Raw genomic sequence first — 24,121 nt, forward strand, 5'->3', positions numbered from 1 at the left:
CACCTAACCTACGAGTATGGCGGGCCGGTCCGAGGGCGCGGTCAGCGGGCGGCGAGCGCGTCGTCCAGAACCTTGCGGACCTCGTTCACGTCCACCTCCTCTGCCAAGAAGGCGTCGCCGATGCCGCGCGCGAGAACGAAGTGCAGCTTGCCGTCGACCACTTTCTTGTCCTGGCCCATGAGGTCGATCAGGCCATCCGCATCGGGCAACTCGCCTTGGATATCAGACAGATCGACCTTCATCCTCATGTCGCGCAGATGGGCGCGGACGCGGCTGGGATCCTCCTGCGAGCACAGGCCGAGGCGGCTGGACAGCTCGAACGCCAGCGCGCAGCCGATGGCGACGCCCTCGCCGTGCAGCAGACGGTCGCCATAGCCGGTGGCGGCCTCGAGCGCGTGGCAGAAGGTGTGGCCCAGGTTCAGAAGCGCCCTGCGGCCATGTTCCTTTTCGTCCTCGACGACGATCTCGGCCTTCATCTCGACCGACCGTTTGACGGCCGAAATGCGTGCCGCCATATCTCCTTCGGCGACGCCGGGGCCGTGGGTTTCGAGCCAGTCGAAAAACGCGGCATCCCCGAGCAGGCCGTACTTTACGACCTCTCCGTAACCGGCGAGGAAATCACGGTTTTTCAGAGTTCCGAGTACGTCCGTATCGGCCAGGACCAGGCTGGGCTGATGGAACGCGCCGATCAGGTTCTTGCCCTGGGGCGCGTTGATCCCGGTCTTGCCGCCCACCGAACTGTCGACCTGCGCCAGAAGGCTGGTGGGGACCTGCACGAACCGCACGCCCCGGCGCAGGACGGAGGCGGCAAACCCCACCAGGTCACCGATGACACCGCCTCCGAGCGCGATCACGACATCGCTGCGCTCGACCTTCTCGGACAGGAGCCATTCGACGCAGCGCTCGAACTGCGGCCAGCTCTTGGTGGCCTCGCCGGGGGGCAGCGCCAGCGCGGTGCTGTCGATGCCGCCCGCCTGCAACCCCGCCTGCAGGGTGGCAAGGTGCAGCGCGCCCACGGCGTCGTCCGTCACGATGACCACGCGGGGACGGCGCAGGAGCGGTGCTACGAGCGCCCCGGCCTGCCCGAGAAGCCCCGGGCCGATATGGATGTCGTAGGCGCGGTCGCCCAGGCCCACGTGAACAAGTTCGGTCATGTCATCTGCTCCAGTACATCCGGGCGTTGCTCCAGCGCGTCGCGGACCTTCGTGGCCATCTGGTCGATCGTGTAGGACGCATGGGCGGGCACGGCGAGATCGGCCATTTCGTAATACGGCAGCCGCGCCTCGTAGAGATCCTTCAACGTCCTGTAAGGATCAGCCGTGCGCAGCAAGGGCCTGGTATCCTTGTGTTTTACGCGATTCCACAGAAGCCGGAGATCGGCCTTGAGCCAGACCGACACACCCTTGGCCCGGATCAGGTCGCGGTTGCGCTCGGATAGGAACGCGCCGCCGCCGGCGGACAGGATGCCGCGCTGGCTGTCGAGCAGGCGGTCGATGACCTGCGTTTCGCGGTCGCGGAAGAACGCCTCGCCGTCGCGGGCGAAAATTTCGGAAATCTTCATGTTGGCCGCGGCCTCTATCTCGACGTCCGAATCAAGGAAAGGGACATCAAGAATAGCCGACAAAGCCTTGCCCACAGCCGTTTTTCCGGCTCCCATCATCCCCACCAGCACAACGGTTTTCTTCAACTGCCAACGCTCCCCGGTGGCCACTGTCGGCGCTCCTATGCCAATCGTAACTTTTCGTGCACTGAATGACGTGATCTTGATGAAATTGCCAGTTATAAAGTGGTAAAAGACGGCAATAAACGGGCAGGCACTTCATGTTCAGACTGATCAAATGGCTGATCTACCTTGGCATTCTGGCGTTCCTCGCGCTGGTGGGCTATGCCTATCTCGGACCATTCTTCGGGGCGGATTTCTCGCCCGACCGGGAAGAAATTCGACAGGAAATCATACTTGAAGACTCTTGATACCGTTGTCTTTTCCATCGCTTTCGCGGCCCCCGCCCTGGCGCAGGAGCCGCTGGGGGCCATCGACTGGCTGAACGACCCGGCGCCGATCAGCGTGGCCAGACCGCTGGAAGCGCCTTTGCAGCCCCCGCCCGAGAGCGATGTGGAGGGCGCCGTCGTGCCGGACGTGGACGTGATGCCTCTGGATGGCGCACAGCCCGATGCGGCGGGACTCCTGCCGGGCAGCACCACAGGGCTGCCGCCAAACCTGTGGGCCGGCAGCAGCACCGACACGCTGATCTCGCTGTTCTCGCGCCTGCCGTCCGATCCGTTGCCGGCGATCCAGGCGCTTTACTATACGCTGTTGCTGGCCGAGGCCGAGGCGCCCGCCGATGCAGGCGCGGAGGCGCGGTTCCTGCGGGCCAGGCTGGGCGCGCTGCGCAAGATGGGCGCGGTCGAGCCGGCGCTGGCGCTGGTGCAGCAGGCGGGCCCCTACGATGCCGATCTGTTCGACCAGTGGTTCGACCTGGCGCTGCTGAGCGGCACCGAGAACGAAGCCTGTTCCGCGCTGACGCAGGAACCCGAATTGTCGGACCAATACGATGCGCGGATCTATTGCGGGGCCCGCACGGGGGACTGGCAGACCGCCGCGCTGACCTACGAGACGGCGACGGCGCTGGGTGTGCTGGATGCCCCGAGCGAACGCCTGCTGGCGCATTTCCTGGACCCCGAAACGATCGACGCGGACACGTCGCTGGCGCCCGCCGCGGCCATGACGCCGCTGCTCTACCGCCTGTACGAGGCGGCCGGAACGCCCTTGCCGACGCGCAACCTGCCGCGGGAGTTCGCCGTGGCCGACATGCGCGGGCTGACCGGTCTGAAGGCCGAGATCGAAGCCGCCGAGCGGCTGACCCGCACCGGCGCCCTGCCCGCCAACCGCCTGCTGGGGCTTTACACCGATCAGAGTCCGGCTGCGTCGGGCGGGGTGTGGGACCGCGTGGCGGGTGTGCAGGACCTGGAACAGGCAATCGTCGACACCGACGCGCAAGCCGTGGGCGAGATCCTGCCCGACCTGTGGCGCGACATGAAGCGCGAGGGCCTGGGGGTGGCGTTTGCGACGCTCTTTGCCCAGTCGCTGTCGACGCTGGATCTGCAGGGCCGCGGGCGCGAGGCGGCTTTCGAGGTGGCACTGTTGTCGCAGGATTACGAGTCGCTGGCGCCGAAACTTGCCACGAACGATGCGCGCGGCCGGTTCCTGGTGGGACTGGCCCAAGGCACGCCCGACGCCGACCTGGCCAGCGAGACGCCGCAGATCGCGATTGCAGAGGCTTTTGCCGCCACGGCGGCCCATCCCGACCATGCCGACATGCTGGAGGCCGGGCGGCTGGGACAGGCGATCCTGACGGCGGCGCTGCAACTGGACGGCGCCGGACCGAACCAGGCCAGCGACATCGTGGCGGGCCTGTCGACGCTGCGGGCGGTGGGGCTGGAGGACACCGCGCGCAAGGCCGCGCTGCAGATCCTGCTGTTGAAGGCGGGCACGTGAGCACGCGGCACTGGCTGGCAAATTTCCTCGACGCCCAGGCGGCCGAGGCGGGGGCGGCCCGCAATACCTTGCAGGCCTATGCCCGGGACCTGACGGATTTCACCGAGTGGCTGGCGCGCGGCGGCAAGGATGCGGCGCGCGCGGCGCAGGCGGATATCGAGGATTACCTGGTGCATTGCGACGCGCAGGGCTTGGCGCGGTCGACGCGGGCGCGGCGACTGTCGGCGATCCGGCAATTCTATCGCTTTGCCTTCGACGAGGGGTTGCGCGAGGACAACCCGGCGATCCAGATCCGCGGCCCGGGCCGCGACAAGCGTCTGCCCAAGACGCTGGAGCTGGGCGATGTGGACCGCCTGCTGGAGGCCGCGCGGCAGACCGGGCGGAACAAGGCCGACCGGGTCCGTAATTCCTGCCTGATGGAACTGCTTTATGCCACGGGTATGCGGGTGAGCGAACTGGTGTCGTTGCCGGTGGCGTCCTGCCGGGGCGACCCGCAGATGCTGCTGGTGCGCGGCAAGGGCGGCAAGGAGCGGCTGGTGCCGATGTCGCCCCCGGCCCGCGCGGCGCTGGACGCCTGGCTGACGGTGCGCGATGCGGCGGAAGAGGCGGCGAAGACGAAGGGCAAGCCAGCCTCGGCCTTTCTGTTTCCGTCGAGCGGCAAGGCAGGTCACATCACGCGCAACCGCTTTTTCCTGCTGGTCAAGGATTTCGCCGTGGCGGCGGGGATCAGCCCCGAGCGGGTGTCGCCGCACACGCTGCGCCATGCCTTTGCCACGCATCTGCTGGCCGGGGGCGCCGATTTGCGGACCATCCAGACGCTCCTGGGTCACGCCGATGTGGGCACGACCGAGATCTATACCCATGTGCTGCAAGACCGGCTGCGCGACCTGGTGTTCGACGCCCACCCGCTGGCGCAGGAGGCGCGCAAGGCGGCGGGCGGCACGTCGACGGACGGCGACTGACCGATTGCACGCGCGATGTCCCGGGCTCGGGATCGGACGGAAGGCCCGCCTTCCGGCGACGGCGGGCAGACCTTGCAAGTTTCGTGGTGCTACGGTCCTGGCCGGTGCGATGCGCCAGCCGTTCGCGTCTCTCGGCAGGGCCAAGCTTCGCCGAAGCCCCCTTCACGGGTCCTGCGCCCCCAAATCTGCAAGTTTCCTCGCCAGTTTCCTTGAATGCCCCGCCTGCACGCCCCATAACCCCTGCAACGCATAACATGACTTTTGGACAATGGACCCCGTTTCGCCAACCTTTGACACCGCCTTCTGGATCTCTGCCGGTGCGATCCTTCTGCTTCTGGTTCTGTCCGCCTGCTTTTCCGGCAGTGAAACCGCGCTGACCGCCGCGTCGCGCGGCAAGCTGAGGGCGCGGGCCGACAAGGGGTCGAAAGGCGCCGAACGGGCGCTGCAGATCACCGAGGACAACGAGCGGCTGATCGGCTCGGTCCTTCTGGGCAACAACCTGGTGAACATCCTGGCGACGTCGTTGGCGACCGCCCTCTTCACCCGCGCCTTTGGCGAAAGCGGCGTGGCGCTGGCGACGCTGGTCATGACATTCCTGGTGCTGATCTTTGCCGAGGTGCTGCCCAAGACCTATGCGATCACCAATGCCGAGGCGGCGGCCTCGCACGCGGCTCCGGTGATCCGCTGGGTGATCGTGATCTTTTCGCCGGTCGTGTCGGCGGTGCGCCTGCTGGTGCGCGGCGTGCTGCGGGTGTTCGGGGTGAAGACCGACCCCGACAGCCAGATCCTGGCGGTGCGCGAGGAAATCGCGGGGGCGCTGTACCTGGGCCACTCCGAGGGCGTGGTCGAAAAAGAGGACCGCGACCGGATCCTGGGCGCGCTGGACCTGGGCGACCGGGCGGTCGAGGAGATCATGTTGCACCGCAGCCAGATCGAGATGATCGACGCGGCGCTGGAGCCCGAGGCGATCCTGGACCAGTGCCTGAAATCCAACCACACGCGGCTGCCGATCTATCGTGACGACCCCGACAACATCATCGGGATCGTCCATGCCAAGGACCTGCTGCGCGCCATGCACACGCTGGCGCTGAAGGCCGAAGGCGCGCGCGGGGCGCTGGCCACGTTCGATATCTGCGACGTGGCGATGGAGCCCTATTTCGTACCCGAGACGACCACGCTGGATGACCAGATGCGCCAGTTCCTGCGGATGCGCAGCCATTTCGCGCTGGTGGTGGACGAGTATGGCGACCTTCAGGGTCTGATCACGCTGGAGGACATCCTGGAAGAGATTGTGGGCGAGATCACCGACGAGTTCGACCCCGATGGCGACCACCCCGTGGGGCGCAGCGACGACGGCCAGTTCCTGGTGGACGGCGGCACGACGATCCGCGACCTGAACCGGGCGACGGACTGGACCTTGCCGGACGATCAGGCCAACACCGTGGCGGGCCTGGTGATCTACGAGGCGCAGATCATCCCCGAGGTGGGACAGGTGTTCAATTTCCACGGCTTCCGGTTCGAGGTGGTGGAGAAGGAAGACAACCGGCTGACCAAGCTGAAGGTGCGGAAGTTGTAGAGATTGTTGTAGGGCGCGTGGGTTTTCACCCACCCTACGGCGGCTGTGACGGCGTGGTGGGGTGAAACCCCACCCTACGGCAGCCGGACAGGTTCCGGCACGTTGGCGCGCGGACCCGTAGGGTGGGTGAAAACCCACGCGCGCACGCCGATGTGATCGTCCACCTCAGAACAATTCCATCTGGTCCCCGGCCCGGGCGGGCAGCGCGAAGAGATCACATCTGAGCGGCGGCTGTTTCGCGTCCAGCCCCAGCCGCCGCGCCGCGACCCGAAACCGCTGGGCAACCATCTCGGCATAGGGCCCTGAGCCGCGCATCCGGCGGCCCCAGTCCGAGGCGTAATCCTTGCCGCCATGCATGTCGCGCACATGGCCCATGACCCGAGCGGCCCGGTCCGGGCAGGTCTGGGCCAACCATTCGCGGAAGAGAGGCGAGACCTCCAGCGGCAGGCGCAGCATGATCCAGCTGGCGGCGCCGGCCCCTGCCCCGGCGACAGATTTCAGGATCGGCTCCATCTCGTGGCAGGTCAGGCCCGGGATCACCGGCGAGACCATGGCGCGCACCGGAATACCTGCATCCGCCAGCCGCCCTATCACCTTGAGGCGGCGGGCCGGGGCCGGCGCGCGCGGCTCCATCGCGCGGGATAACGCCGCATCGAGCGTGGTCACGGAAATGCCCACCCGAGCCAACCCGCACGCGGCCATGTCCGACAGGATATCGATGTCGCGTTCCACCAGGCTGCCCTTGGTGACGATGGCGACGGGATGGTTGAAATCCGACAACACCCGCAGGCAGGCCCGCATGATGCGTTCCGACTTTTCGATCGGCTGGTAAGGGTCGGTATTGGTGCCGATGGCGATGGGCGCCACGCGGTAGCCGGGCTTTCGCAGCTCGGCGGCCAGCACGTCGGGCGCGTCGGGGCGCGCGACCAGCCGCGTTTCGAAATCGAGTCCCGCCGACAGGCCGAGCCAGGCGTGGCTGGGCCTGGCGAAACAGTAGATGCAGCCATGCTCGCACCCTCGGTAAGGGTTAATCGAGCGGTCGAAAGGCAGATCGGGCGAGCGGTTGTAGGTGATGATGCTGCGCGGCCGCTCGGAGCTGACGCTCGTGCGCAGCGCCGCCTCTTCGGGCGCGGCGTTCCAGCCGTCATCCTCGAAACTGCGTGCCTGCCGCTCGTACCGGCCCACGGCGTTGCTGACCGCGCCCCGTCCCGGACGGCGCAAACGCGGATCGACGGTATCGGAGGTATCTGACATGGCCCGATTATAGGAACATTAAGAGAACATATGCAACAAGCTCATAGTCAGTATGGAAGTTTTTCACTGAAGGGCGCTCGGAATCTGCGCTATCTGTCGGTGCAAGAACCGCGCATGTCGGAATTGGAAAGTCGTGTGCGACAAAATGGACGTAATCGCGGAGGCTAGACACCGGGCCACGCGCCACACCAAGGGATAAAGCACATGTCCGACGAAGAAGACGACATCATCCTCAGCGAACTGGACGACGAGGAGCTTGTCCAGCAGATGTTCGACGACCTCTATGACGGTCTGAAAGAAGAGATCGAGGAAGGCGTCAACATCCTGCTCGAGCGCGGCTGGGCGCCCTACCGCGTGCTGACCGAGGCGCTGGTGGGCGGCATGACCATCGTCGGCAAGGATTTCCGCGACGGTATCCTGTTCGTGCCCGAGGTTCTGCTGGCGGCCAACGCGATGAAGGGCGGCATGCACATCCTCAAGCCGCTCCTCGCGGAAACCGGCGCGCCGCGCGTCGGCAAGATGGTGATCGGCACCGTCAAGGGCGACATCCATGACATCGGCAAGAACCTTGTCTCGATGATGATGGAAGGCGCCGGGTTCGAGGTGGTCGACCTGGGCATCAACAACCCGGTCGAGAACTACCTCGAGGCGCTGGAAACCGAAAAGCCCGACATCCTGGGCATGTCGGCCCTGCTGACCACCACGATGCCCTACATGAAAGTCGTCATCGACACGATGGTCGAACAGGGCCTGCGCGACGATTACATCGTGCTGGTGGGCGGCGCGCCGCTGAACGAGGAGTTCGGCAAGGCCATCGGCGCCGACGCCTATTGCCGCGACGCCGCCGTGGCGGTGGAGACCGCCAAGGACCTGGTGGGCCGCAAGCACAACCAGGGCGCCACGGGCTGAGCCCCTGCCCTTGGGTGAAACGACAAGGCCCTGCCCGACCCGGCGGGGCTTTTTTCGTCGGACGACTGCGCTTATGTCTGTTGCGGAAAGGACCCTCGCGATGCCGCTCAACAAACTGGTGCTGCTTTTGCTTGTCGTGATCGCCGCCGCTGGCGCCACGATCTTCCTTCTGACCTCCGCCTGGGGGCCGGAGGCGCTGTCGGAGAACTGGATGGTCGCGGTGCCGCTGGTGCTGGGGGTCTACCTCCTGGTGCGCTTCCTCGGCCTGCGCGGCGGCGGGCGCTGAAATGCTGCCGAGCGACAGCACCCTGACCGAGGACGGCTTTGCCGAGCGGGCGAAGGGAAACATCCTGCTGATCGCCTGCGGCGCGCTGGCGCGCGAGATCCTGGCGCTCAAGCGCGCCAACGGATGGGATCACATGGTGCTGCAATGCCTGCCCGCCAAATACCATCTTTACCCCGAAAAGATCGTCACGGCGGTCGAGGAAACGGTGGCCGAGCATCGCGGCGCCTATGACGACATCTTCGTGGTCTATGCCGATTGCGGCACCGGGGGCCTGCTGCAGGCAAAATGCCGGGAGCTGGGCGTCGAGATGGTCGAAGGCCCGCATTGCTATTCCTTCTTCGAGGGCAACGAGACCTTCGCCGCCCGCGACGAGATCACCGCCTTCTACCTGACCGACTTCCTGGTCAAGCAGTTCGACGCCTTCGTGTGGAAACCCATGGGCCTCGACCGCCACCCCGAACTGCGCGACATGATCTTCGGCAACTACACCACGCTGGTCTACCAGGCGCAGGTCGAGGACCCGGCGCTGAAAGCCAAGGCAGAGGACTGCGCGAAGCGGCTCGGGCTCGACTTCGAATACCGGTTTACCGGCTACGGCGACCTCGAAACCGCGCTGTCAGCCCGCGCCTGAGCGGCTGTCTTCCTCTGGCAACAAATATCCCGGGGAGGAGGTCGAAACTTCGTTTCGATCGGAGGGGCAGCGCCCCTCTTCACAGAAAAATAGAGCGTGGCGCAGCCACTCTGCTGGGCTAGGCCGCCTCGGAGGCCACGGCGCGGATTCGCTCGATCATCGCGCGCAGGCCGTTGGAGCGTTGCGCCGACAAATGGTCGTTCAGGCCCAGCCGCGCCAGTTCGCCGGGGGCGTCCACCGCCCCCACCTGGTCCACGGGCGTGTCATTGTAAAGCGTGCGCAACACCGCGATCAGGCCGCGCACGATCATCGCATCCGAATCGCCGTCGAAGCGGAACCTGCCCTCCTCGACCTTGGGATGCAGCCACACCTGGCTGGCGCAGCCGTCGACCTTGGTCGCCGGGACTTTCAGGGCGTCATCCAGCGGCTCCATCGCGCGGCCCCGGTCGATCACGTAGCGATAGCGGTCTTCCCAGTCCTCCAGGAACTCGAAATCCTCGACGATCTCTTCGAATGCCGGCTGCGCCATGCGGCTGGTCTCCTTCTGCTTCTTCTCACCACAGTTAGGCATGCAACACCGCGAGGTCCAGTGCGCCAAGTCCCTTTTCAAGTCCGCCCGGATGGGGTAGTCGAAAAGAAACGAGGAAGGGGCGGTCGAAATGCGGGTTCTGCTTTCGGTGATGGTGATCTCAAGCATGACGCTGACGGCGTGCAGCGGCTGGCGCGATTCCGGCGCCAACCCGCGCAACTGGTTCGGCAACAGCCGGTCCACCCCGATCGTGAACACCACCAATACCGGCGAGCGCCGTTCGCCCAGCGACCGGCAAACCGGCAACCCGCTGATCGAGGATGAAAATGCCGAGCTGATCGTGCGCAGGAACGCCTCGGTCGCGCAACGCTCGGGCATCTTCCGCCGCCGTGCCAAGGTCGAGATCTATGACGGCAGCTTGGTGGACCAGGTGACCAGCCTGGTGGTCGAGCCGCTGCCCACGGGCGCCATCGTGCGCGTGACCGGCCTGCCCCAGCGCGAGGGCGCGTTCGACGTGCGCCTTTTGCCGATCAGCGAGGACGGTCCGATCAATGGCGTCATGGAATACACGCTGAACGCCTATCAGCCGATCGAGATGCCGGTGGGCACGCAAAGCACCCGTGAAGTGCGGGTGGGCGCGTTCCTGAGCAACAACGACCTTGAAGAGATCAACGAGATCCGCGTGCGCGGCGAGCTGAACGCCCTCAGTTCGCGCCGCTGACGGATCAGAGGTCGATCGCCACGATCGAACCGCCCTTGGCGGCCAGGGCCACCTTGCCGTCGCACAGCCGCATCGCATCGTCGCCGAAAACGTCGCGCCGCCAGCCGCCCAGGGCCGGCACGTCGCGTTCGCCCGCCGAAATGGCGTCGAGGTCGGCCGCCGAGGCGATCAGCTTGGAGGCGACTGAATACTCCTCGGATTTCGCTTTCAGCAAAACGCGCAGAAGATCGGCAAGCGCCGGGTTGATCTGAAGCCTCTCGCGGCTGCGGTCGGCCTTGGGCATGTCTTCGTTGGGGCAGTCGAGGCCCGCCTTGACCGCCGCGATGATGCCGTCGGCGATGTCGCCGCGCCGCGCCTCGCGCAGCAAGAGCCGCGAGCGCGACAGGTCATTCGCGGACTTCGGCTTGGTCGAGGCCAGTTCCACCAGCGCGTCGTCCTTGAAGACGCGGTTGCGCGGGATGTTGCGGCTCTGGGCATAGTCCTCGCGGAAACGGGCCAGCTCGCGCACGATGGCCAGGAAACGACCCGATGAGTTGCGGGTCTTGACGCGTTGCCAGGCCTCTTCGGGGCGGGTGACATAGGTCTCGGGGTTGGTGAGCACCTGCATCTCCTCGGCCACCCACTTGTCGCGGCCCGACTTCGCCAACTTGGCGGCGAGAAATTCGTAGATGTCGCGCAGGTGGGTCACGTCCGCCACCGCGTAGGTCTTCTGAGCGTCGGTCAGTGGGCGGCGCGACCAGTCGGTGAAGCGCGAGGTCTTGTCCAGCGACTGCTTGGCGATCTTGCGCACCAGGGTCTCGTAGCCCACCTGTTCGCCGAAGCCGCAAACCATCGCCGCGACCTGCGTGTCGAAGAGCGGGTCGGGAATCAGCCCGGCATCGACGTAGAAGATTTCCAGGTCCTGACGCGCGGCGTGAAAGACCTTGACCACCGACGGGTCGCGGAAGAGGTCGTAGAGCGGTTCCAGAGACATGTCCTGGCCGTCGATCGGATCGACCAGCACCGCGTCGTCCTCGCCCCGGGACGGCAGGGCCAGCTGGATCAGGCAGAGCTTGGAATAATAGGTGCGCTCGCGCAGGAACTCGGTATCGACGGTGACATACTCGGCCTCTGCCGCGCGGGCGCAAAAGGCGGCGAGGTCTTCGGTGGTGGTGATGGTCTGCATTCCTGCTCCGGCGGATAAAACGTGGTAGTCCAACCGCCTATACCGAGGCGCGGCGGAAAGCAAAGCGCAAGTGACACGCGACCGCGGGGCTGCGGCATGGCGGCACCGGATACATCACGTTTCTTTATACCCGATACAACATTCATTCGTTTCAAAAATACTAAGGCCGCATCTATGTAACGTGCAGTACCCATGACGGAGAGATGCCATGACGACCCTCGACCATATCCCCTGCCACCCTGCCCCGCGGATGAAAGCGCGCGACGTGGCGATGACGCTGAGCGCCCTGCTGCTGCTGGTTCTTGGCGGTGTCGCGGTGAGCGCCCCGCCGGCCGATGTCTCGGCCCACTGGCACGGCAACGTTGCGGCGTCCGCGCCGCGCTGATGCGGAACCGCGCGGTGCGCCGTCCGCCCTCACCCGCTCAGGGCAGGTAGACGGGCGTGCGGTCGCCGGCGGCGAAGCGGCGCAGGACCGCCGGGTAAAGCCGGTGTTCCTGTTCCAGCACCCGGGCGGCCAGCGCCTCGGGCGTGTCGCCGGGATGCACCGGCACGCGGGCCTGGCCCAGGATCGGGCCGTCATCCAGTTCCAGCGTCACTTCGTGCACGGTGCAGCCCGCCTCGGCCTCGCCCGCCGCGATGGCGCGGGCGTGGGTGTCGAGGCCGCGATAGCTGGGCAGGAGCGAGGGGTGGATATTGATCATCCGGCCTTGCCAGCGCGAGATGAAATCGTCGGTCAGGATGCGCATGAACCCTGCGAAACAGATGATATCGGGGGCGTAGCGCTCCAGTGTCCGGGTCATGACGGCCTCGAAGGCGGGACGGTCGCCCTTGAAATCGCGGTGATCCACCAGTTCGGTCGGCACGCCGCGCGCCTCGGCCTTGGCAAAGCCCGGGGCGTTGGGCGTGTTGCAAAGCGCCACCACGGGGCGCGCCGGGTGGTCGCCGGTCATGCTGTCGATCAGCGCGACCATGTTGGAGCCGCTGCCCGAAAACAGGATGGCGACACGCTTGGTCACGCGAGGTTGCCGGTGTAGCGGACGCCCTGCCCCTCGGTCACGTGGCCCAGACGGATCACGGTCTCTCCGGTGCCGGTCAGCAGGTCCGTGAGCGCGTCGGCGCGGTCGGCCTCGACCGCCAGCACCATGCCCACGCCGCAGTTGAAGGTCTTGAGCATTTCCGATTGCGCCATGCCACCCTGCGCCATCAGCCACTGGAAGACGGGCGGCAGATCGAAACTGTCGAGGTCGATGTCGACGCCAAGATCGTCCGGCAGGACGCGGGGGATGTTCTCGGTCAGACCGCCGCCGGTGATGTGGGCGAGCGCGTGGACGCCGCCGGCACGGACGGCTTCCAATGCCTGTGTCACGTAAAGGCGCGTGGGCGTCAGCAGGGCCGCGCCCAGCGTGCCGTCCGCCCAGGGGCAGTCGGCGTCCCAGCCGAGGCCGGACATCTCGACCAGCTTGCGCACGAGGGAATAGCCGTTGGAGTGCACGCCGTTGGAGGCAAGCCCCAGCAGCACGTCGCCGGAAGTGACGCTCGACGGCAGGTCGCTGCCGCGCTCCATCGCGCCCACGGCAAAGCCGGCGAGGTCGAAGTCGCCTTCGAGGTACATGCCGGGCATTTCCGCCGTCTCGCCGCCGATGAGCGCCGTACCGGACTGCACGCAGCCTTCGGCGATGCCTTCGATGATGCGGGCCGCTGTATCCGTGTCGAGCTTGCCGGTGGCGAAATAGTCCAGGAAGAAGAGCGGCTCGGCCCCCTGGCAGACAAGGTCGTTGACGCACATGGCGACAAGGTCGATGCCGACGCCGTCGACGTTGCCGGTGTCGATGGCGATGCGCAGCTTGGTGCCCACGCCGTCGGTGGCGGCCACGAGAATGGGGTCGGTATAGCCCGCGCCCTTGAGATCGAAAAGCGCGCCGAAGCCGCCCAAACCGGCCATGACGCCCGCGCGGTTGGTGCGTTTGGCGGCAGGCTTGATCCGGTCGACGAGCGCGTTGCCCGCGTCGATATCCACGCCGGCATCGGCATAGGTGATCCCGTTCTTGGCGTCGGTCATGGGCGGTCTCCGCTTGGCATGTCGGGGCTTGCGTTAATCCATCGCGGGCGTCCGTGCAATCGCGAATGCCCGCGAGGGGTTGCCAGAGCCCTTGACGCCCGCCCTGCCCCCGCCTATCCCGAGCAAAGGTCGGGCCTGTAGCTCAATTGGTTAGAGCAGAGCGCTCATAACGCTTTGGTTGGGGGTTCGAGTCCCTCCGGGCCTACCAGAACGACCCCGATGAGAGGCACCATGCGCAGACCCTTTTCCATACTTGCCGCCCTTGGCCTGCTCGCCGCCTGTTCGGAGACGGCGCCGGTGACCGCGTTCACCTCGAGCATCTACGAGGTTTACGGCGTGGAAGAGGGCGACATGCTGAAGCTGCGCGGTGGTCCGGGCCTTGGATTCGAGACGCGCGTGGGGCTGCCCAACGGCACGCTGGTGCGCGTGCGGGACTGCAAGCGAGTCGGCGGCACGCGCTGGTGCGAGGTGGCGCTGGACCGGGCGCCGGGGCTGACGGGATATGCCTCGGAGACCTATTTGCGCCCCCGTTCCTGAGCCTGCGCGAGGTCCCGGATCCGGGACCGTTTTCTGCGCAGAAAACGGGCTGGAAAACGCGCATTTTCCGGTCCATAAATTTTGACAATTTCCACGCGCCCTAGCGCCCGATCACGATATCGGCCTGCAGGCCGCCCAACCGGGCGCTTTCGCCCAGCCGCAGGGTGCCGCCGTGGGCGCGGGCGATGTCCATCGCAATCGCCAGCCCCAGGCCGACCCCGGTACCGAGGTTCTGGTTGCGGGCCTCGTCCAGCCGGGCGAAGGGTTTCAGCGCCTCTTCGCGCTGCGCCTGCGGGATGCCGGGGCCGTCATCCTCAACCCGGATGCGCAAGGCCCGGTCGGTCAGGTGCACCGACACCTCGGCGCGGCTGCCGTAGCGCACCGCGTTGCCGACGAGGTTTTCTACCGCCCGCCGGATACCGCCGGAGCGCAGCGCGACGGTGCCCTGTCCCTCGCTCTCGGCCAGCGTCACCGCGTTGCCGCCGCGCTGGTAATCCTCGACGATGCGGGCCACCAACGCGTGCGGGTCGACGGGTTCGGGCGCACCTTCCTGCGCACCGCGCGCGAAATCGAGGAACTCGGTGATCAGACGTTCCATGTCGGCGACGTCCTGTTCCATCGGGGCGCGGTCCTCAGACTCGAGCATCGTAAGCGCGAGCTTGAGCCGGGTGATCGGCGTGCGCAGGTCATGGCTGACGCCCGACAGCATGAGCGTGCGCTGCTCGATCTGGCGCTCGATCCGGGCGCGCATGTCGAGAAAGGCCGCCCCGGCCGCGCGCACCTCTGTCGAGCCTGCCGGGCGATACTCGACGTGGCGGCCCCGGCCGAACGCGTCGGCGGCATCGGCCAGGCGGGTGATCGGACGCAACTGGTTGCGCAGGTAGAAATAGGCGATCACCGTCATGAGGGTGGCGCAGAAGAACATGTAGACCAAAAGCTGATGCGGGTTCGAGGCCGACACCCGGCGCCGGTCGAACGTCATCCGCAGGCCGGTGTCGGCCAGGGTGAAGTAAAGATGGACAACGCCGTCATTCGGCAGGTCCAGCGCCTGCAGGTTCGGAAGCAGGCGGTTGAACTCGCCGATCACGTAGGCGCCGGTGAAATCATACCAGCGGCGGCTGTCCTGGCGCGGCATGGCGTCGAGCGGGACCGTCTCGGCCGAGATCTGCAGCATCCGTGCAAGGCGCGAAGCGCCGATCTCGGAGGGTTGCATCCCCGCGTCCAGCAGCACCGCGACCTCGCGGCTGGCCGACCGGGTCATCTGCTTGGTCACGCCTTCGAAGTGACGCTGAACGAAGACGATCGAGACCACCAGCATCAGCGTGATCACCGGCAGCAGAAGAATCGCGATGGCGCGGCCATAGAGCGACCTGGGCATATAGGGTTTGAGCCAGCGGAAGGACATGCGCTAAACCTAGCCATGACGGGCAGGATCGGAAAGAGCGAAGCACATGCAGGACAAACGCCCCACACCGGGGATCGCAGAGCGACTGGCCCCCGGCCTGCGCCGCGTGCTGGCCGACAACCCGTCGCCGATGACCTACTGGGGGACGAACACCTACCTCGTGGGATCGCGCGACATCGCGGTGATCGATCCCGGACCCGACGATCCCGCCCATCTTGCGGCCATCCTGGCGGCGCTGGAGCCCGGCCAGCGCGTGTCGCACGTTCTGGTCACGCACAGCCACGTGGATCACTCGCCGCTGGCGCATCGCCTGGCGCGAAAGACCGGCACGCGGGTGCACGCCTTCGGCCCGTCCGGCGCCGGGCGCAGCGATATCATGACCCGGCTTGCCGCCGCGGGGCTCGAGGATGCGGGCGAAGGCGTGGAGGCCGGTTTCGCGCCGGACGTGACGCTAGCCGATGGCGATGTGATCGAAGGCGGCGACTGGACGCTCGAGGCGCTCTGGACGCCGGGGCACCTGGGCAATCACCTGAGTTTCGCCATGGGCGACACGGTCTTTTGCGGAGATCTGGTGATGGGCTGGGCCAGCTCGCTGGTGGCGCCGCCCGACGGCGACTTGACCGATTTCATGGCCTCCTGCCGTCGGTTGCGGGACCGTGGCGGGAAGGTCTTTCACGCCGGCCACGGCGCGCCGATCACCGAACCGATGGCGCGGCTCGACTGGCTGATCGCGCATCGCGAGGGGCGCGAGGCGTCGATCCTCGACGCGCTGCGGACTGGCCCGGCGGATGCCCGGGACCTCGCGCGGCGAATCTACACCGAAACGCCGGAGGCCCTGATGGGAGCAGCGGCCCGCAACGTCCTCGCGCACCTCATTGATCTGTATCGGAAAAACATGGTCGCGCCAGCCGGCCCTCTTACGGCCACCGCGCTCTTCAGCCTTGGCTGAGCCTGCAGAATTTTTTGTCATAAACCCTCTGGACGCCACTGGAGTAGGTTGCTATATCCGCCCCCGGTATTCCGGCGTAGCTCAGCGGTAGAGCAGTTGACTGTTAATCAATTGGTCGTAGGTTCGATCCCTACCGCCGGAGCCATTTCTCACTTGAATGTGACGAAATATCAATGATTTAAGCTACATGACGCTCCCCCCGGCACACATTCGGGTACACAGGGAGTACACATGGGGCTGGTCTTGAAGCACGTATCAAAGACAAATTCAGGCCGCTGGCAGTATCGGCGGCGCGTTCCCAAGGAAGTCAGTCAGAGCTTCGACTTCCGGGAGTTCAAGCGCGTCCTCGGAGATACCGAACGGGAGGCGTTGAAGGTCTACCCTCAGTTCCATGCGGAGGTTGAGCGGGCAATTGAACAGGCTAAGAAACAGGCTGGTCAGGAAGCCGCTGCAGAACGCGGCGAATTGACCGAGCGCCAAGCCTTCGCTCTAGCCCGCGCCCGTGCGGCTATTCTTGGCAGGGACGCCATCGGCGCTACTGACGAAGAAACCGCTGAAAAGCGGGAGGCGATCATTGAGGCTCTGTCTGCCCCCTATGACCTTGACGACGAAACCCTTGATCCCGTCAACGCGCATGATGTGGACTGCCTGACCATCAATATTCTGCGGAACGGTGCAGAGGCGACCAAGCGCCCGGACCCGACCCTAGAGGACGCCATGAAGCTCTATCTCGCGGAGAAGCGAGGGACAGAGCCGCCAGACAGCTACCGCCGCGCAGAGGGACAGGTGAAGCGGTCTGTCGCGCTCACACAGGAGGCGCTGGGCCGTGACCCGGTGCTGACGGAGCTGACCCGTGAGGAAGCCCGTGCGGTGCGCGATCACATGCTGGATCAGGTGAAATCTGACGGGCAGCGAATCAGCCCCGAGTCGGTCCAGAAATATCTGAACTTGCTGCGGGCGGTCATCAATTTCGCGGCGACCGAGATGGACATTGCAGCGACCTTCAACAGCCCGTTCAACAAGCTCCCGGTGCCACAGAGGAAAGCCGCTGGCAGCTCTGGAGAGGGCGAGAAGCGGTTGCCCCTGCCCCCGGAAATCCTGAAAGCTGCACACAAGAGGATCACCGGCAGCGCCCGGAGCGACCTCGCGCTGATTTGGCGGTTGCTGGCGGGGACCGGATGCCGCCTTTCGGAAATAGTCGGGCTGCGCGTCGAGGACGTGGACACTGACAGCGACCTGCCACACATCAAGATTGTCTGGCATGAGAAACGGCGGGTAAAAACTCAGTCGTCTATCCGCCAAGTGCCCCTTGTGGGGGACGCTCTGACAGCCGCTCAGGAGGCACTAGAGGTCACTGACGGAGGCGACATGCTGTTCCCCCGCTATGGCCGTGCGCGTAGCTCAGAGGCTGTCTCGGCGGCGCTCATGAAGCACCTGCGGGCGATCACCCCGGACACCCGGCATAGCCTTCACTCGCTGCGGCACAATATGAAGGATTGGCTGCGGGAGGCGGAGGTCTCGAAACAGGATCAAGACCTTATCCTAGGCCACGCTCAAGAGGACGTAGGGGACCGCGTGTATGGGGGCAACGTGGCGAGGTTGAAAGCCGCCACAAGGGCCATGAAGAAGGCCCTAGCGGTGGATCAATAAGAGCTTAGGCGTGGAAGCCTACTGAGCACCCCTCTGCGACCAGCTTGTCACGGCGCTCCGCCCCACGCCGGGCGATACTGGTGGAGTTGCCACGGCTGTATCCGAAAGTCTGCGCGAGGTTCTTTCGGCGCAGATCAAGGCCATCGCCATCAAGGTAGACGACGCGCCGACCGCCGCTGAGGTCCAGAATGAGCCGCGCCGGGGAAGCCCAATGGCCGGGCTGCCCTTTGCGCATGGGAATTTTCATCTGCACCTGTTTATCCCGCCCATTCTGGCGAGAGAACGAAGACCAAAGGCCATCAGCACCGCCGTCACGGAGTTTCCAGTAATCGGCGGCTTCAACTAATGCGTGGATGGTGTGGTTATCGTCCAGCGGCACCGCGTAGCAATCTGTTCCGTCCTCATCGACACAGGGGACCGGCCAGCGGCCTTGTCGCTTGTCTCGCAGTCGCTCTGCACGTTTCGGGTGCAGATGCGCTGTTGCCCGTTTATCTGCGGCCTTGAGCCTTGCAAACTCGCTCAGGGTCAGGGGGCGGTAGCCCGACAATCCGTTGATCTCGGGCATGAAGTTCAGTTCATGTTTCATTGGTCACTTTCTCGTTTGATTTGGGGTGGTAGAGCCTTGGGGTCTGCGGCTACTGGCAGGTTCTTTTCAAACACGGCCCGAAACCGGCGAACGGTCAGACCCAGCCCCAGCATCAGGCCAGCATGAATGCATGGACGCCCTCGGCGGTGGTGCCGGTTGCGAGAACACGAGCAATCCCGAGCGGGAGCATGGAGAAGTCAGGCACTGTGAACGTCCGGGTCTGGCCCGAGACCGTGACGACGCTCAGGGAGCCGCCCGACACGACATAGAGGCCGATGGCGACCCCGCCGGGGAGGTCTGCGCTATCGTCAGGCGTGACGGGGGCCAAGTCCTTGGCGATGCCGGAAAGCTGGATGGGGGAATGTGCGAATGGGTTCATTGGGTAGTTCCTTTCGTGTGGTTGATTTGGGGTGATAGAGCCTTGCTGTCTGCGGCTCAGGAGGGGTGCCCCTGACCCCCACGCGCCATGCGGGGAGAAAGGACGAAATCGACCGCGCACGGCGCAATCAAGGGCACCCCGCCAGAACGGCAGGAAAGGCCCTCCCAGCACCGCAAAGGGCACCGGGAGGTGAATTCAATGGAGAGTTATAGAGGCGTCTGACGGTGCCTCTGCGGGGCCGTGTGTGGCCCCTACCGCATGTCGTCGGGCCACTGCTCATGGTCCGCGTCATGTTCATCAAGGTCTGTCTGATCTGTCGCGCTATCGCTGGAACTGTGCATTTGTGCCTTCCGGCGCTGTTCCGCTTCCCACGTATTCCACCAGACCACCCGACCATCCGGGCATAGGACCACTTCACTGCGGTCCTGATCGGTGGCGGCGGTATATCCGGGCGGGAGGGAGCGTTGACGTTCGGCGGTGCGACTATCGCGGATGACAATGGGCTGCATCTTGAACAAGCTGTAGGTCACACGCGCACCAGCCCCATGCGAACGGCAGCACCAAAGGACATTTCGGGCTGTCCGGGAATGGTCACACGCCAGTCGTTCGAGAGGCGGTCATACCGGAGGGCTTTGCGTTCCTCTGCGGGCATGTCCTCAAGCATTTCTTTGAACCCTTCGGGGTCCAGCTTGGGCATATTGGCGAGGTGATCCACGGCGGCGTTGGCGATACTCACAAAGCCGTCTCTGTCACCGTTGACCACTGCTATACGGGCAGCGCGAAGCTGGTCCTCACTCAACACCTCGCTCATCATGGCGATGGAAGCACTGGGCGCACGTTCGGCCAGGGTGTTCTCTGCCTGAGCCATGTAACCGGCGTAGACCTGTTTTGCCTGAACCTCGCTCACCCCTTCGGGCAGCATGTCCAGCACCGTTTCCGGTTCGCCGCCGTTCTCAACGGCATGGCTGATAAGACCATCGGTCACATGTGCCCCGTGGAATTGATCCACGCCTTGAAGAATGTCGCTGGCAACCTTAGCGCGGTGCGCGGCGGGGCTGTCTTCCGTATCAGCTTCGTCGGCAGCATCAGCTTCCGCCTGTGCGCCCTTCGGGTTGCCGTCAGCGGGAGCCTTCGGGGCATTGTCAAAAGGGAGCGGGTCGCCCTCGCGGTAGCTCTGCGGCAGCAGACCACCGGCCTTCGCGGCGTCGATCGTGGTCTCGCCCACGCCGGGAATGACCACATGGCCGGGGCGGAGGTTCGCGCTGGCATAAGCGGTGCCACCATTCGGGCCGAAACCCTTGTTCACGGTATCCACGGAAAACTGCCCGTCCTTCATGGTCGAAGTGTGGACGGCGGCGGTGGTGATCTTGATGTTGTCGAACGCCCCGGCCTTCTTACCGGCTTGCTGGTCCTCAAGCTGTTGTTGCAGCGTGGCGAGGTCATCGGCGGAGAAGTCAGCGGGCGACATATCGACGGATTGGAAATTGCTCATAGGGTGTTCCTTTCGGGGTTGTTGATTTGGGGTTTTGGGTGCGCCGGGGGCGCGGAGGTCGGCGGTCGATGGACAGCACCGAGGGCAACCTTCCTGCCCATGTTCAGCATCCCGGCGGGTGGACCATGATGTAGACGCACGGTGCGACGTGGCGGGACAATGAGGGCGTAGGGGAAGGCTAGCCTAGAGGCTGCACGAAGACCCACGGCTTCCGCACCAGCGGAGCCATGTGAACGACCTTGGCAGAGGTAATGCTATGGGGAAGCCCTAGAGGCTTTCAGGAGGGACCATAGGGGCCACCTCTGGTAGACCTAGGAAGGGAGATTGAGAGGGAGGGGGTGGGAGGTGATGCACCGGGTCATCAGCCTGAGGGCAGCTACCTGAAAAGACGTGTCATCCACCTGAATAACAACCTAGGTAAACCTGTCTCCATCCGATGGGAGGTGGTTTTACCTGCCCCCACGATCACCGGCCTACCAGCATGTATATCACCGGGAGGGGCCTGTCTGGTCCGATGGGACGTATCAAAGCCGCAACCTCTGCCAGACTGTGTGTAACCCCTAATGACGCACCCTTAGTCGTCCGGTTCGCAAAATCCTCTTTCCCACTCAAGCGCTTGCGCGAAACGGACGCGACACCTACAACAATCACAAACAAATTAAGACTTGAGGGACCACATGAAGAAAATTGCAATCGCACCATTTTTCCTAATCTTGGCTGGCTGCATGTCTCCGACTTCGCCGGTGCAAGAATACGCCTCCGAGACCTCGATCTCGCTGCGCTACAGTGCTTACGACAGTGTGCCGACGCTGACCTCAGAGGCCCGCGACATGGCCGTCAGGCACTGCGCTCAGTATGGGAAACATGCGAACTATCAGGGTGGAAATGCAGCGAACGCTTTAACTACAGAGGAAATTCACCGATTTGCTTGTGAAAGCAAAAAAACCGACGACAGTGCGGTAATTGCAGGTCAATCGCAGCGTCCCGGCTACATATTCATTCAGTAGTGATCGAAAGCTCTGGCTCGCAGCAAGCGCGAGACAGATAGTAAGACACATGAAGAAGAAGGCGGCGCGTCCATCGACGCCGCCCAGCCCCTCTCGGTCAATCGCTGAACAGCCTCAAGACCCCGTAGAGCGCCCCGATAGACGCAATACCGCAGTATCCCAGCCCCAACACCTGCAAGACAACATCGCCCATGCTCACGCCTCCCCTGCGGTTTCGCTGTTGAGTATCCGGTAGACGCTGGCCCTGCCGATCTCCAGCCGCTTGGCGATCTCAGTCCCGCCCACGCCCTCACGGTGCAACTTCAAGACCTCATCAGCCTTGGCTCTAGCGGTCGCCTTCCTGCCCTTATACTTGCCCGCCGCCTTGGCCTTAGCGATCCCCTCGCGCTGCCGCTCAAGCATGATCTCACGTTCAAACTCAGCGACACCACCCAGCACCGTCAGCATGAGCTTCCCGGTCGGGGTACTGGTGTCGATCCCCATGTTGAGGATACGGAGCGCCGCGCCTTGGTTTGTCAGGGTGTCGAGGATTTCCAGCAGGTGCGCCACAGAGCGGGCCAGACGGTCCAGCTTGGTCACGACTAGGGTGTCACCATCCCGGACGAAAGACAGGGCCTCAGCGAGCTTTTCACGGGCTGTCACGTCCACCGATGACACCTGCTCAATGAACAGCCGGTCACACCCTGCCGCCTTCAACTCCCGCTCCTGCCCCTCAAGGCCAGCCTTCTGGTCCAGTGTCGAGGTCCGCGCATATCCTACCAGCATGTCTCATGTCTCCCGTGTGTGTCTCACAATGTCTTAGATGTCATAAGGCGCACTGTCTCAAATGGTCAAGGAAATTCTTTTGGGACACCTTGCGGGGCAACCTGAGACGTCTCGCTAGAGCTTGCCCTGTGGGACAGTGAGGGGACGCTTGAGCGCCAGCGTCTGAGGTGGTCGCGCGGAGAATTTCGGAAGGTGGCTTCGCGGTGCGCTGAGGGACGATCAGATTACCGGGGCACCAACGGCACCAGCCCAGCCATACAGCGCCGCCCCCACCGGGGGGAAGCGCGGAGCAACAACTGTTGAGTTCGGGGCCTCAGATTTTTCTGACTAAAGAGCGAGCCCTAGAACGGAATTTCGTCAAACTCTACTTCTATCGAGAACTCATGCGAGAGAGTGCCCTCTGAGGTTACAACCTCGATTGTGACGATTCCCTTGCTTGTATACTCATCGCGCTGCTCTTCTCCCGAGAATTTTGACCAAAGCTGCCTACGAAAGCCGATCCTTTCTTGTGAAAAGGCTCCGGGTGCGAGTCGTTTCAAACTAGGCGCAACAAGGTGGCGAAGAATTCCCTTTTGATCTCCAGACTGAGACGGACATTCTTGTCCGTTATTACTGAGAGTCCATGCTTTCGATGTATGAATATAGATCGCTTCTATTTCCGGGCTTCTCCGACTACTGTTGTTTTTCAAGTCAAGAATGAAGTCGAACTTGCCATGATGCCAGAAGCTGTCTTTCTCAAGTAGCTCATCCGTTGTTCGCACCGACGCGCTAATGGTCTCATCTTTCTTGCTGGCGGTCTGCTGCTTCATCCATTCGATTTTTGGCGCGAGCTTGTCCTTAAGATCAGCAATGGAGCCGTCGTATATCACGTGCGGGTGTTGCTTTAGGTCAAACGGAATATCACCCGCGCTTTGCGTCACCAACGCACAGAGCTTCCCCTTCGCGTGAGCATAACCAACCTCATAAAAAACGTTGGGATTCTGCCCTGTCATTTCCGCTATGATGAAGTCCGCATTCTCAATCTGCCGATAAACCCTTTCAAGAATTGTCTCACTGAAATGCTGCTCATCAACTCTCTCAGCAACTACGCCTTGTTCTTCCGCTGTCTTCTTTATCCCGTATGTATAAATATCTGAAAAATCACGGTCGAACGGCATTAGAACGAACGCGAATGGTCTATAGCTACCCGTCAAATCAAATGCTCCAAGTCTAGAACGCTACGGCGTATCGCGGCTGCATAGATCCTAACTTGCCGGTGCAAGGGCTTGAAATGCAAGCCGTAGAACATCAGTATAGGCACACAAACCCACCACCCTCGGCACACACGCCGGAAATCGGGGTGGGGCGCATGTCGCGCAAAGCATTGAAATTAAGGCGCTTGAGGCCGCTCTGACCTAGTTTGGTTTGACCCCGCCTCGCCTACCGCCGGAGCCAAAGATCCCCCGATTTCAACGCGCTGAAGTTGTGACGCTTCTTTGGAACTAGTCGTGGCTATCGACGTGTCCCCAAACGCGACATACCGCCAAGTATACCAGACCCACGCCTGTGAACTCCGGCTTCAATCACGTGGTCCCTCTCCAAATCCTTCTTAGGGGGTTCTCTCTAAGGAAGTGATCCATTGGAAAGATCATGAAAACCGCGGGCAAAGGTGTATCCGGGTGCATCCGGGAATCACCGGCGCTGTCTTTGAAATGCTATCCGAACGGGATGGGTGCGGCCTTGGCGAACCGGCGGCGGGCGATGATGTGGGCCTAGCCCCTGCC

26 protein-coding genes and 2 tRNA genes are annotated in these 24,121 nt (G+C 64.0%); 15 read left to right on the plus strand and 13 right to left on the minus strand.

What is annotated here, in order from left to right; translation table 11 throughout:
* Positions 1–41: 41 nt before the first annotated feature.
* Positions 42–1,154 (minus strand): 3-dehydroquinate synthase, encoded by a 1,113-nt coding sequence (gene aroB, locus ACQY4V_RS08545; protein ID WP_428516546.1) that lies wholly within the window; start codon positions 1,152–1,154, stop codon positions 42–44.
* Positions 1,151–1,660, minus strand: a complete 510-nt coding sequence (locus ACQY4V_RS08550) for a shikimate kinase (protein WP_428517197.1) — start codon at positions 1,658–1,660, stop codon at positions 1,151–1,153. The genes aroB and ACQY4V_RS08550 overlap by 4 nt, the downstream gene beginning before the upstream one ends.
* A gap of 161 nt (positions 1,661–1,821) precedes the next feature.
* On the opposite strand from ACQY4V_RS08550, the gene ACQY4V_RS08555 reads away from it, so the two are divergent.
* The 4 genes from ACQY4V_RS08555 (at position 1,822) to ACQY4V_RS08570 (ending at position 6,034) form a co-directional block, all read left to right on the plus strand.
* Complete coding sequence (locus tag ACQY4V_RS08555; protein ID WP_172978087.1) at positions 1,822–1,971, plus strand: hypothetical protein; 150 nt, start codon at positions 1,822–1,824, stop codon at positions 1,969–1,971.
* Positions 1,958–3,496, plus strand: a complete 1,539-nt coding sequence (locus ACQY4V_RS08560) for a hypothetical protein (RefSeq protein ID WP_428516548.1) — start codon at positions 1,958–1,960, stop codon at positions 3,494–3,496. The genes ACQY4V_RS08555 and ACQY4V_RS08560 overlap by 14 nt, the downstream gene beginning before the upstream one ends.
* Positions 3,493–4,458 (plus strand): site-specific tyrosine recombinase XerD, encoded by a 966-nt coding sequence (locus ACQY4V_RS08565; protein WP_428516550.1) that lies wholly within the window; start codon positions 3,493–3,495, stop codon positions 4,456–4,458. Before ACQY4V_RS08560 ends, ACQY4V_RS08565 begins: the two co-directional genes overlap by 4 nt.
* A 268-nt stretch (positions 4,459–4,726) precedes the next feature.
* A complete protein-coding gene (locus ACQY4V_RS08570; protein WP_152495433.1) occupies positions 4,727–6,034 on the plus strand; it encodes an HlyC/CorC family transporter in 1,308 nt (435 codons plus the stop codon).
* Positions 6,035–6,199: 165 nt separating this feature from the next.
* Here ACQY4V_RS08570 and ACQY4V_RS08575 read toward each other — a convergent pair whose 3' ends face one another.
* Positions 6,200–7,288 carry a PA0069 family radical SAM protein gene (locus ACQY4V_RS08575; RefSeq protein WP_428516553.1) on the minus strand — a complete coding sequence of 363 codons (1,089 nt, stop codon included), beginning with the start codon at positions 7,286–7,288 and terminating at the stop codon, positions 6,200–6,202.
* Between the two features lie 204 nt (positions 7,289–7,492).
* Here ACQY4V_RS08575 and ACQY4V_RS08580 point away from each other — a divergent pair, with 204 nt between their 5' ends.
* From ACQY4V_RS08580 to ACQY4V_RS08590, 3 genes are all read left to right on the plus strand, one after another.
* Positions 7,493–8,197 (plus strand): corrinoid protein, encoded by a 705-nt coding sequence (locus ACQY4V_RS08580; protein WP_428516555.1) that lies wholly within the window; start codon positions 7,493–7,495, stop codon positions 8,195–8,197.
* Positions 8,198–8,297: 100 nt separating this feature from the next.
* Positions 8,298–8,483, plus strand: coding sequence for a hypothetical protein (locus ACQY4V_RS08585; protein ID WP_428516557.1), 186 nt, complete (start codon positions 8,298–8,300; stop codon positions 8,481–8,483).
* Between the two features lies 1 nt (position 8,484).
* The gene (locus ACQY4V_RS08590; protein ID WP_428516559.1) at positions 8,485–9,114 is read left to right on the plus strand and encodes a DUF1638 domain-containing protein; all 630 of its coding nucleotides are present in this window, start codon (positions 8,485–8,487) and stop codon (positions 9,112–9,114) included.
* A gap of 118 nt (positions 9,115–9,232) precedes the next feature.
* Here the strand turns inward: ACQY4V_RS08590 and ACQY4V_RS08595 are convergent, their stop codons facing one another.
* A complete protein-coding gene (locus ACQY4V_RS08595) occupies positions 9,233–9,643 on the minus strand; it encodes a SufE family protein (RefSeq protein ID WP_428516561.1) in 411 nt (136 codons plus the stop codon).
* 130 nt (positions 9,644–9,773) lie between these two features.
* Here ACQY4V_RS08595 and ACQY4V_RS08600 point away from each other — a divergent pair, with 130 nt between their 5' ends.
* On the plus strand, positions 9,774–10,364 hold the full coding sequence (locus ACQY4V_RS08600) for a hypothetical protein (RefSeq protein WP_428516563.1): 591 nt from the start codon (positions 9,774–9,776) through the stop codon (positions 10,362–10,364).
* 4 nt (positions 10,365–10,368) lie between these two features.
* On the opposite strand, the gene rnd is transcribed toward ACQY4V_RS08600, so the two are convergent.
* Positions 10,369–11,529, minus strand: a complete 1,161-nt coding sequence (gene rnd, locus ACQY4V_RS08605) for a ribonuclease D (RefSeq protein WP_428516565.1) — start codon at positions 11,527–11,529, stop codon at positions 10,369–10,371.
* Positions 11,530–11,737: 208 nt separating this feature from the next.
* Between rnd and ACQY4V_RS08610 the strand changes: the two genes are divergently transcribed.
* A complete protein-coding gene (locus ACQY4V_RS08610) occupies positions 11,738–11,914 on the plus strand; it encodes a hypothetical protein (protein ID WP_428516567.1) in 177 nt (58 codons plus the stop codon).
* Positions 11,915–11,951: 37 nt separating this feature from the next.
* On the opposite strand, the gene purN is transcribed toward ACQY4V_RS08610, so the two are convergent.
* Both purN and purM read right to left on the minus strand, forming a co-directional pair.
* Positions 11,952–12,500, minus strand: a complete 549-nt coding sequence (gene purN / locus ACQY4V_RS08615) for a phosphoribosylglycinamide formyltransferase (protein WP_428517199.1) — start codon at positions 12,498–12,500, stop codon at positions 11,952–11,954.
* A gap of 41 nt (positions 12,501–12,541) precedes the next feature.
* On the minus strand, positions 12,542–13,588 hold the full coding sequence (purM, locus tag ACQY4V_RS08620; RefSeq protein WP_428516569.1) for a phosphoribosylformylglycinamidine cyclo-ligase: 1,047 nt from the start codon (positions 13,586–13,588) through the stop codon (positions 12,542–12,544).
* Positions 13,589–13,719: 131 nt separating this feature from the next.
* On the opposite strand from purM, the gene ACQY4V_RS08625 reads away from it, so the two are divergent.
* Positions 13,720–13,796, plus strand: a tRNA-Ile gene (locus tag ACQY4V_RS08625).
* A 23-nt stretch (positions 13,797–13,819) separates the two neighbouring features.
* Positions 13,820–14,125 carry an SH3 domain-containing protein gene (locus ACQY4V_RS08630; RefSeq protein WP_428516571.1) on the plus strand — a complete coding sequence of 102 codons (306 nt, stop codon included), beginning with the start codon at positions 13,820–13,822 and terminating at the stop codon, positions 14,123–14,125.
* Between the two features lie 100 nt (positions 14,126–14,225).
* Here ACQY4V_RS08630 and ACQY4V_RS08635 read toward each other — a convergent pair whose 3' ends face one another.
* Positions 14,226–15,530: an ATP-binding protein gene (locus ACQY4V_RS08635; protein ID WP_428516573.1), complete on the minus strand. Its 1,305-nt coding sequence runs from the start codon at positions 15,528–15,530 to the stop codon at positions 14,226–14,228.
* A 46-nt stretch (positions 15,531–15,576) separates the two neighbouring features.
* Between ACQY4V_RS08635 and ACQY4V_RS08640 the strand changes: the two genes are divergently transcribed.
* From ACQY4V_RS08640 to ACQY4V_RS08650, 3 genes are all read left to right on the plus strand, one after another.
* Positions 15,577–16,479 carry an MBL fold metallo-hydrolase gene (locus tag ACQY4V_RS08640; protein WP_428516575.1) on the plus strand — a complete coding sequence of 301 codons (903 nt, stop codon included), beginning with the start codon at positions 15,577–15,579 and terminating at the stop codon, positions 16,477–16,479.
* A 70-nt stretch (positions 16,480–16,549) separates the two neighbouring features.
* Positions 16,550–16,624, plus strand: a tRNA-Asn gene (locus ACQY4V_RS08645).
* An 86-nt stretch (positions 16,625–16,710) separates the two neighbouring features.
* Positions 16,711–18,129 carry a site-specific integrase gene (locus ACQY4V_RS08650; RefSeq protein WP_428516577.1) on the plus strand — a complete coding sequence of 473 codons (1,419 nt, stop codon included), beginning with the start codon at positions 16,711–16,713 and terminating at the stop codon, positions 18,127–18,129.
* 4 nt (positions 18,130–18,133) lie between these two features.
* Here the strand turns inward: ACQY4V_RS08650 and ACQY4V_RS08655 are convergent, their stop codons facing one another.
* The 3 genes from ACQY4V_RS08655 to ACQY4V_RS08665 form a co-directional block, all read right to left on the minus strand.
* Complete coding sequence (locus ACQY4V_RS08655) at positions 18,134–18,715, minus strand: hypothetical protein (protein WP_428516579.1); 582 nt, start codon at positions 18,713–18,715, stop codon at positions 18,134–18,136.
* 112 nt (positions 18,716–18,827) lie between these two features.
* Complete coding sequence (locus ACQY4V_RS08660) at positions 18,828–19,094, minus strand: spike base protein, RCAP_Rcc01079 family (RefSeq protein ID WP_428516581.1); 267 nt, start codon at positions 19,092–19,094, stop codon at positions 18,828–18,830.
* A gap of 526 nt (positions 19,095–19,620) precedes the next feature.
* Positions 19,621–20,586 carry a hypothetical protein gene (locus ACQY4V_RS08665; RefSeq protein ID WP_428516582.1) on the minus strand — a complete coding sequence of 322 codons (966 nt, stop codon included), beginning with the start codon at positions 20,584–20,586 and terminating at the stop codon, positions 19,621–19,623.
* A gap of 677 nt (positions 20,587–21,263) precedes the next feature.
* Here ACQY4V_RS08665 and ACQY4V_RS08670 point away from each other — a divergent pair.
* A complete protein-coding gene (locus ACQY4V_RS08670) occupies positions 21,264–21,593 on the plus strand; it encodes a hypothetical protein (protein WP_428516584.1) in 330 nt (109 codons plus the stop codon).
* Positions 21,594–21,788: 195 nt separating this feature from the next.
* On the opposite strand, the gene ACQY4V_RS08675 is transcribed toward ACQY4V_RS08670, so the two are convergent.
* Both ACQY4V_RS08675 and ACQY4V_RS08680 read right to left on the minus strand, forming a co-directional pair.
* The gene (locus ACQY4V_RS08675) at positions 21,789–22,358 is read right to left on the minus strand and encodes a recombinase family protein (protein ID WP_428516586.1); all 570 of its coding nucleotides are present in this window, start codon (positions 22,356–22,358) and stop codon (positions 21,789–21,791) included.
* Positions 22,359–22,699: 341 nt separating this feature from the next.
* Positions 22,700–23,515 carry a hypothetical protein gene (locus ACQY4V_RS08680; protein ID WP_428516588.1) on the minus strand — a complete coding sequence of 272 codons (816 nt, stop codon included), beginning with the start codon at positions 23,513–23,515 and terminating at the stop codon, positions 22,700–22,702.
* Between the last annotated feature and the right edge of the window lie 606 nt (positions 23,516–24,121).

The organism is Roseovarius sp., assembly GCF_965277045.1.
GTDB lineage: Bacteria > Pseudomonadota > Alphaproteobacteria > Rhodobacterales > Rhodobacteraceae > Roseovarius.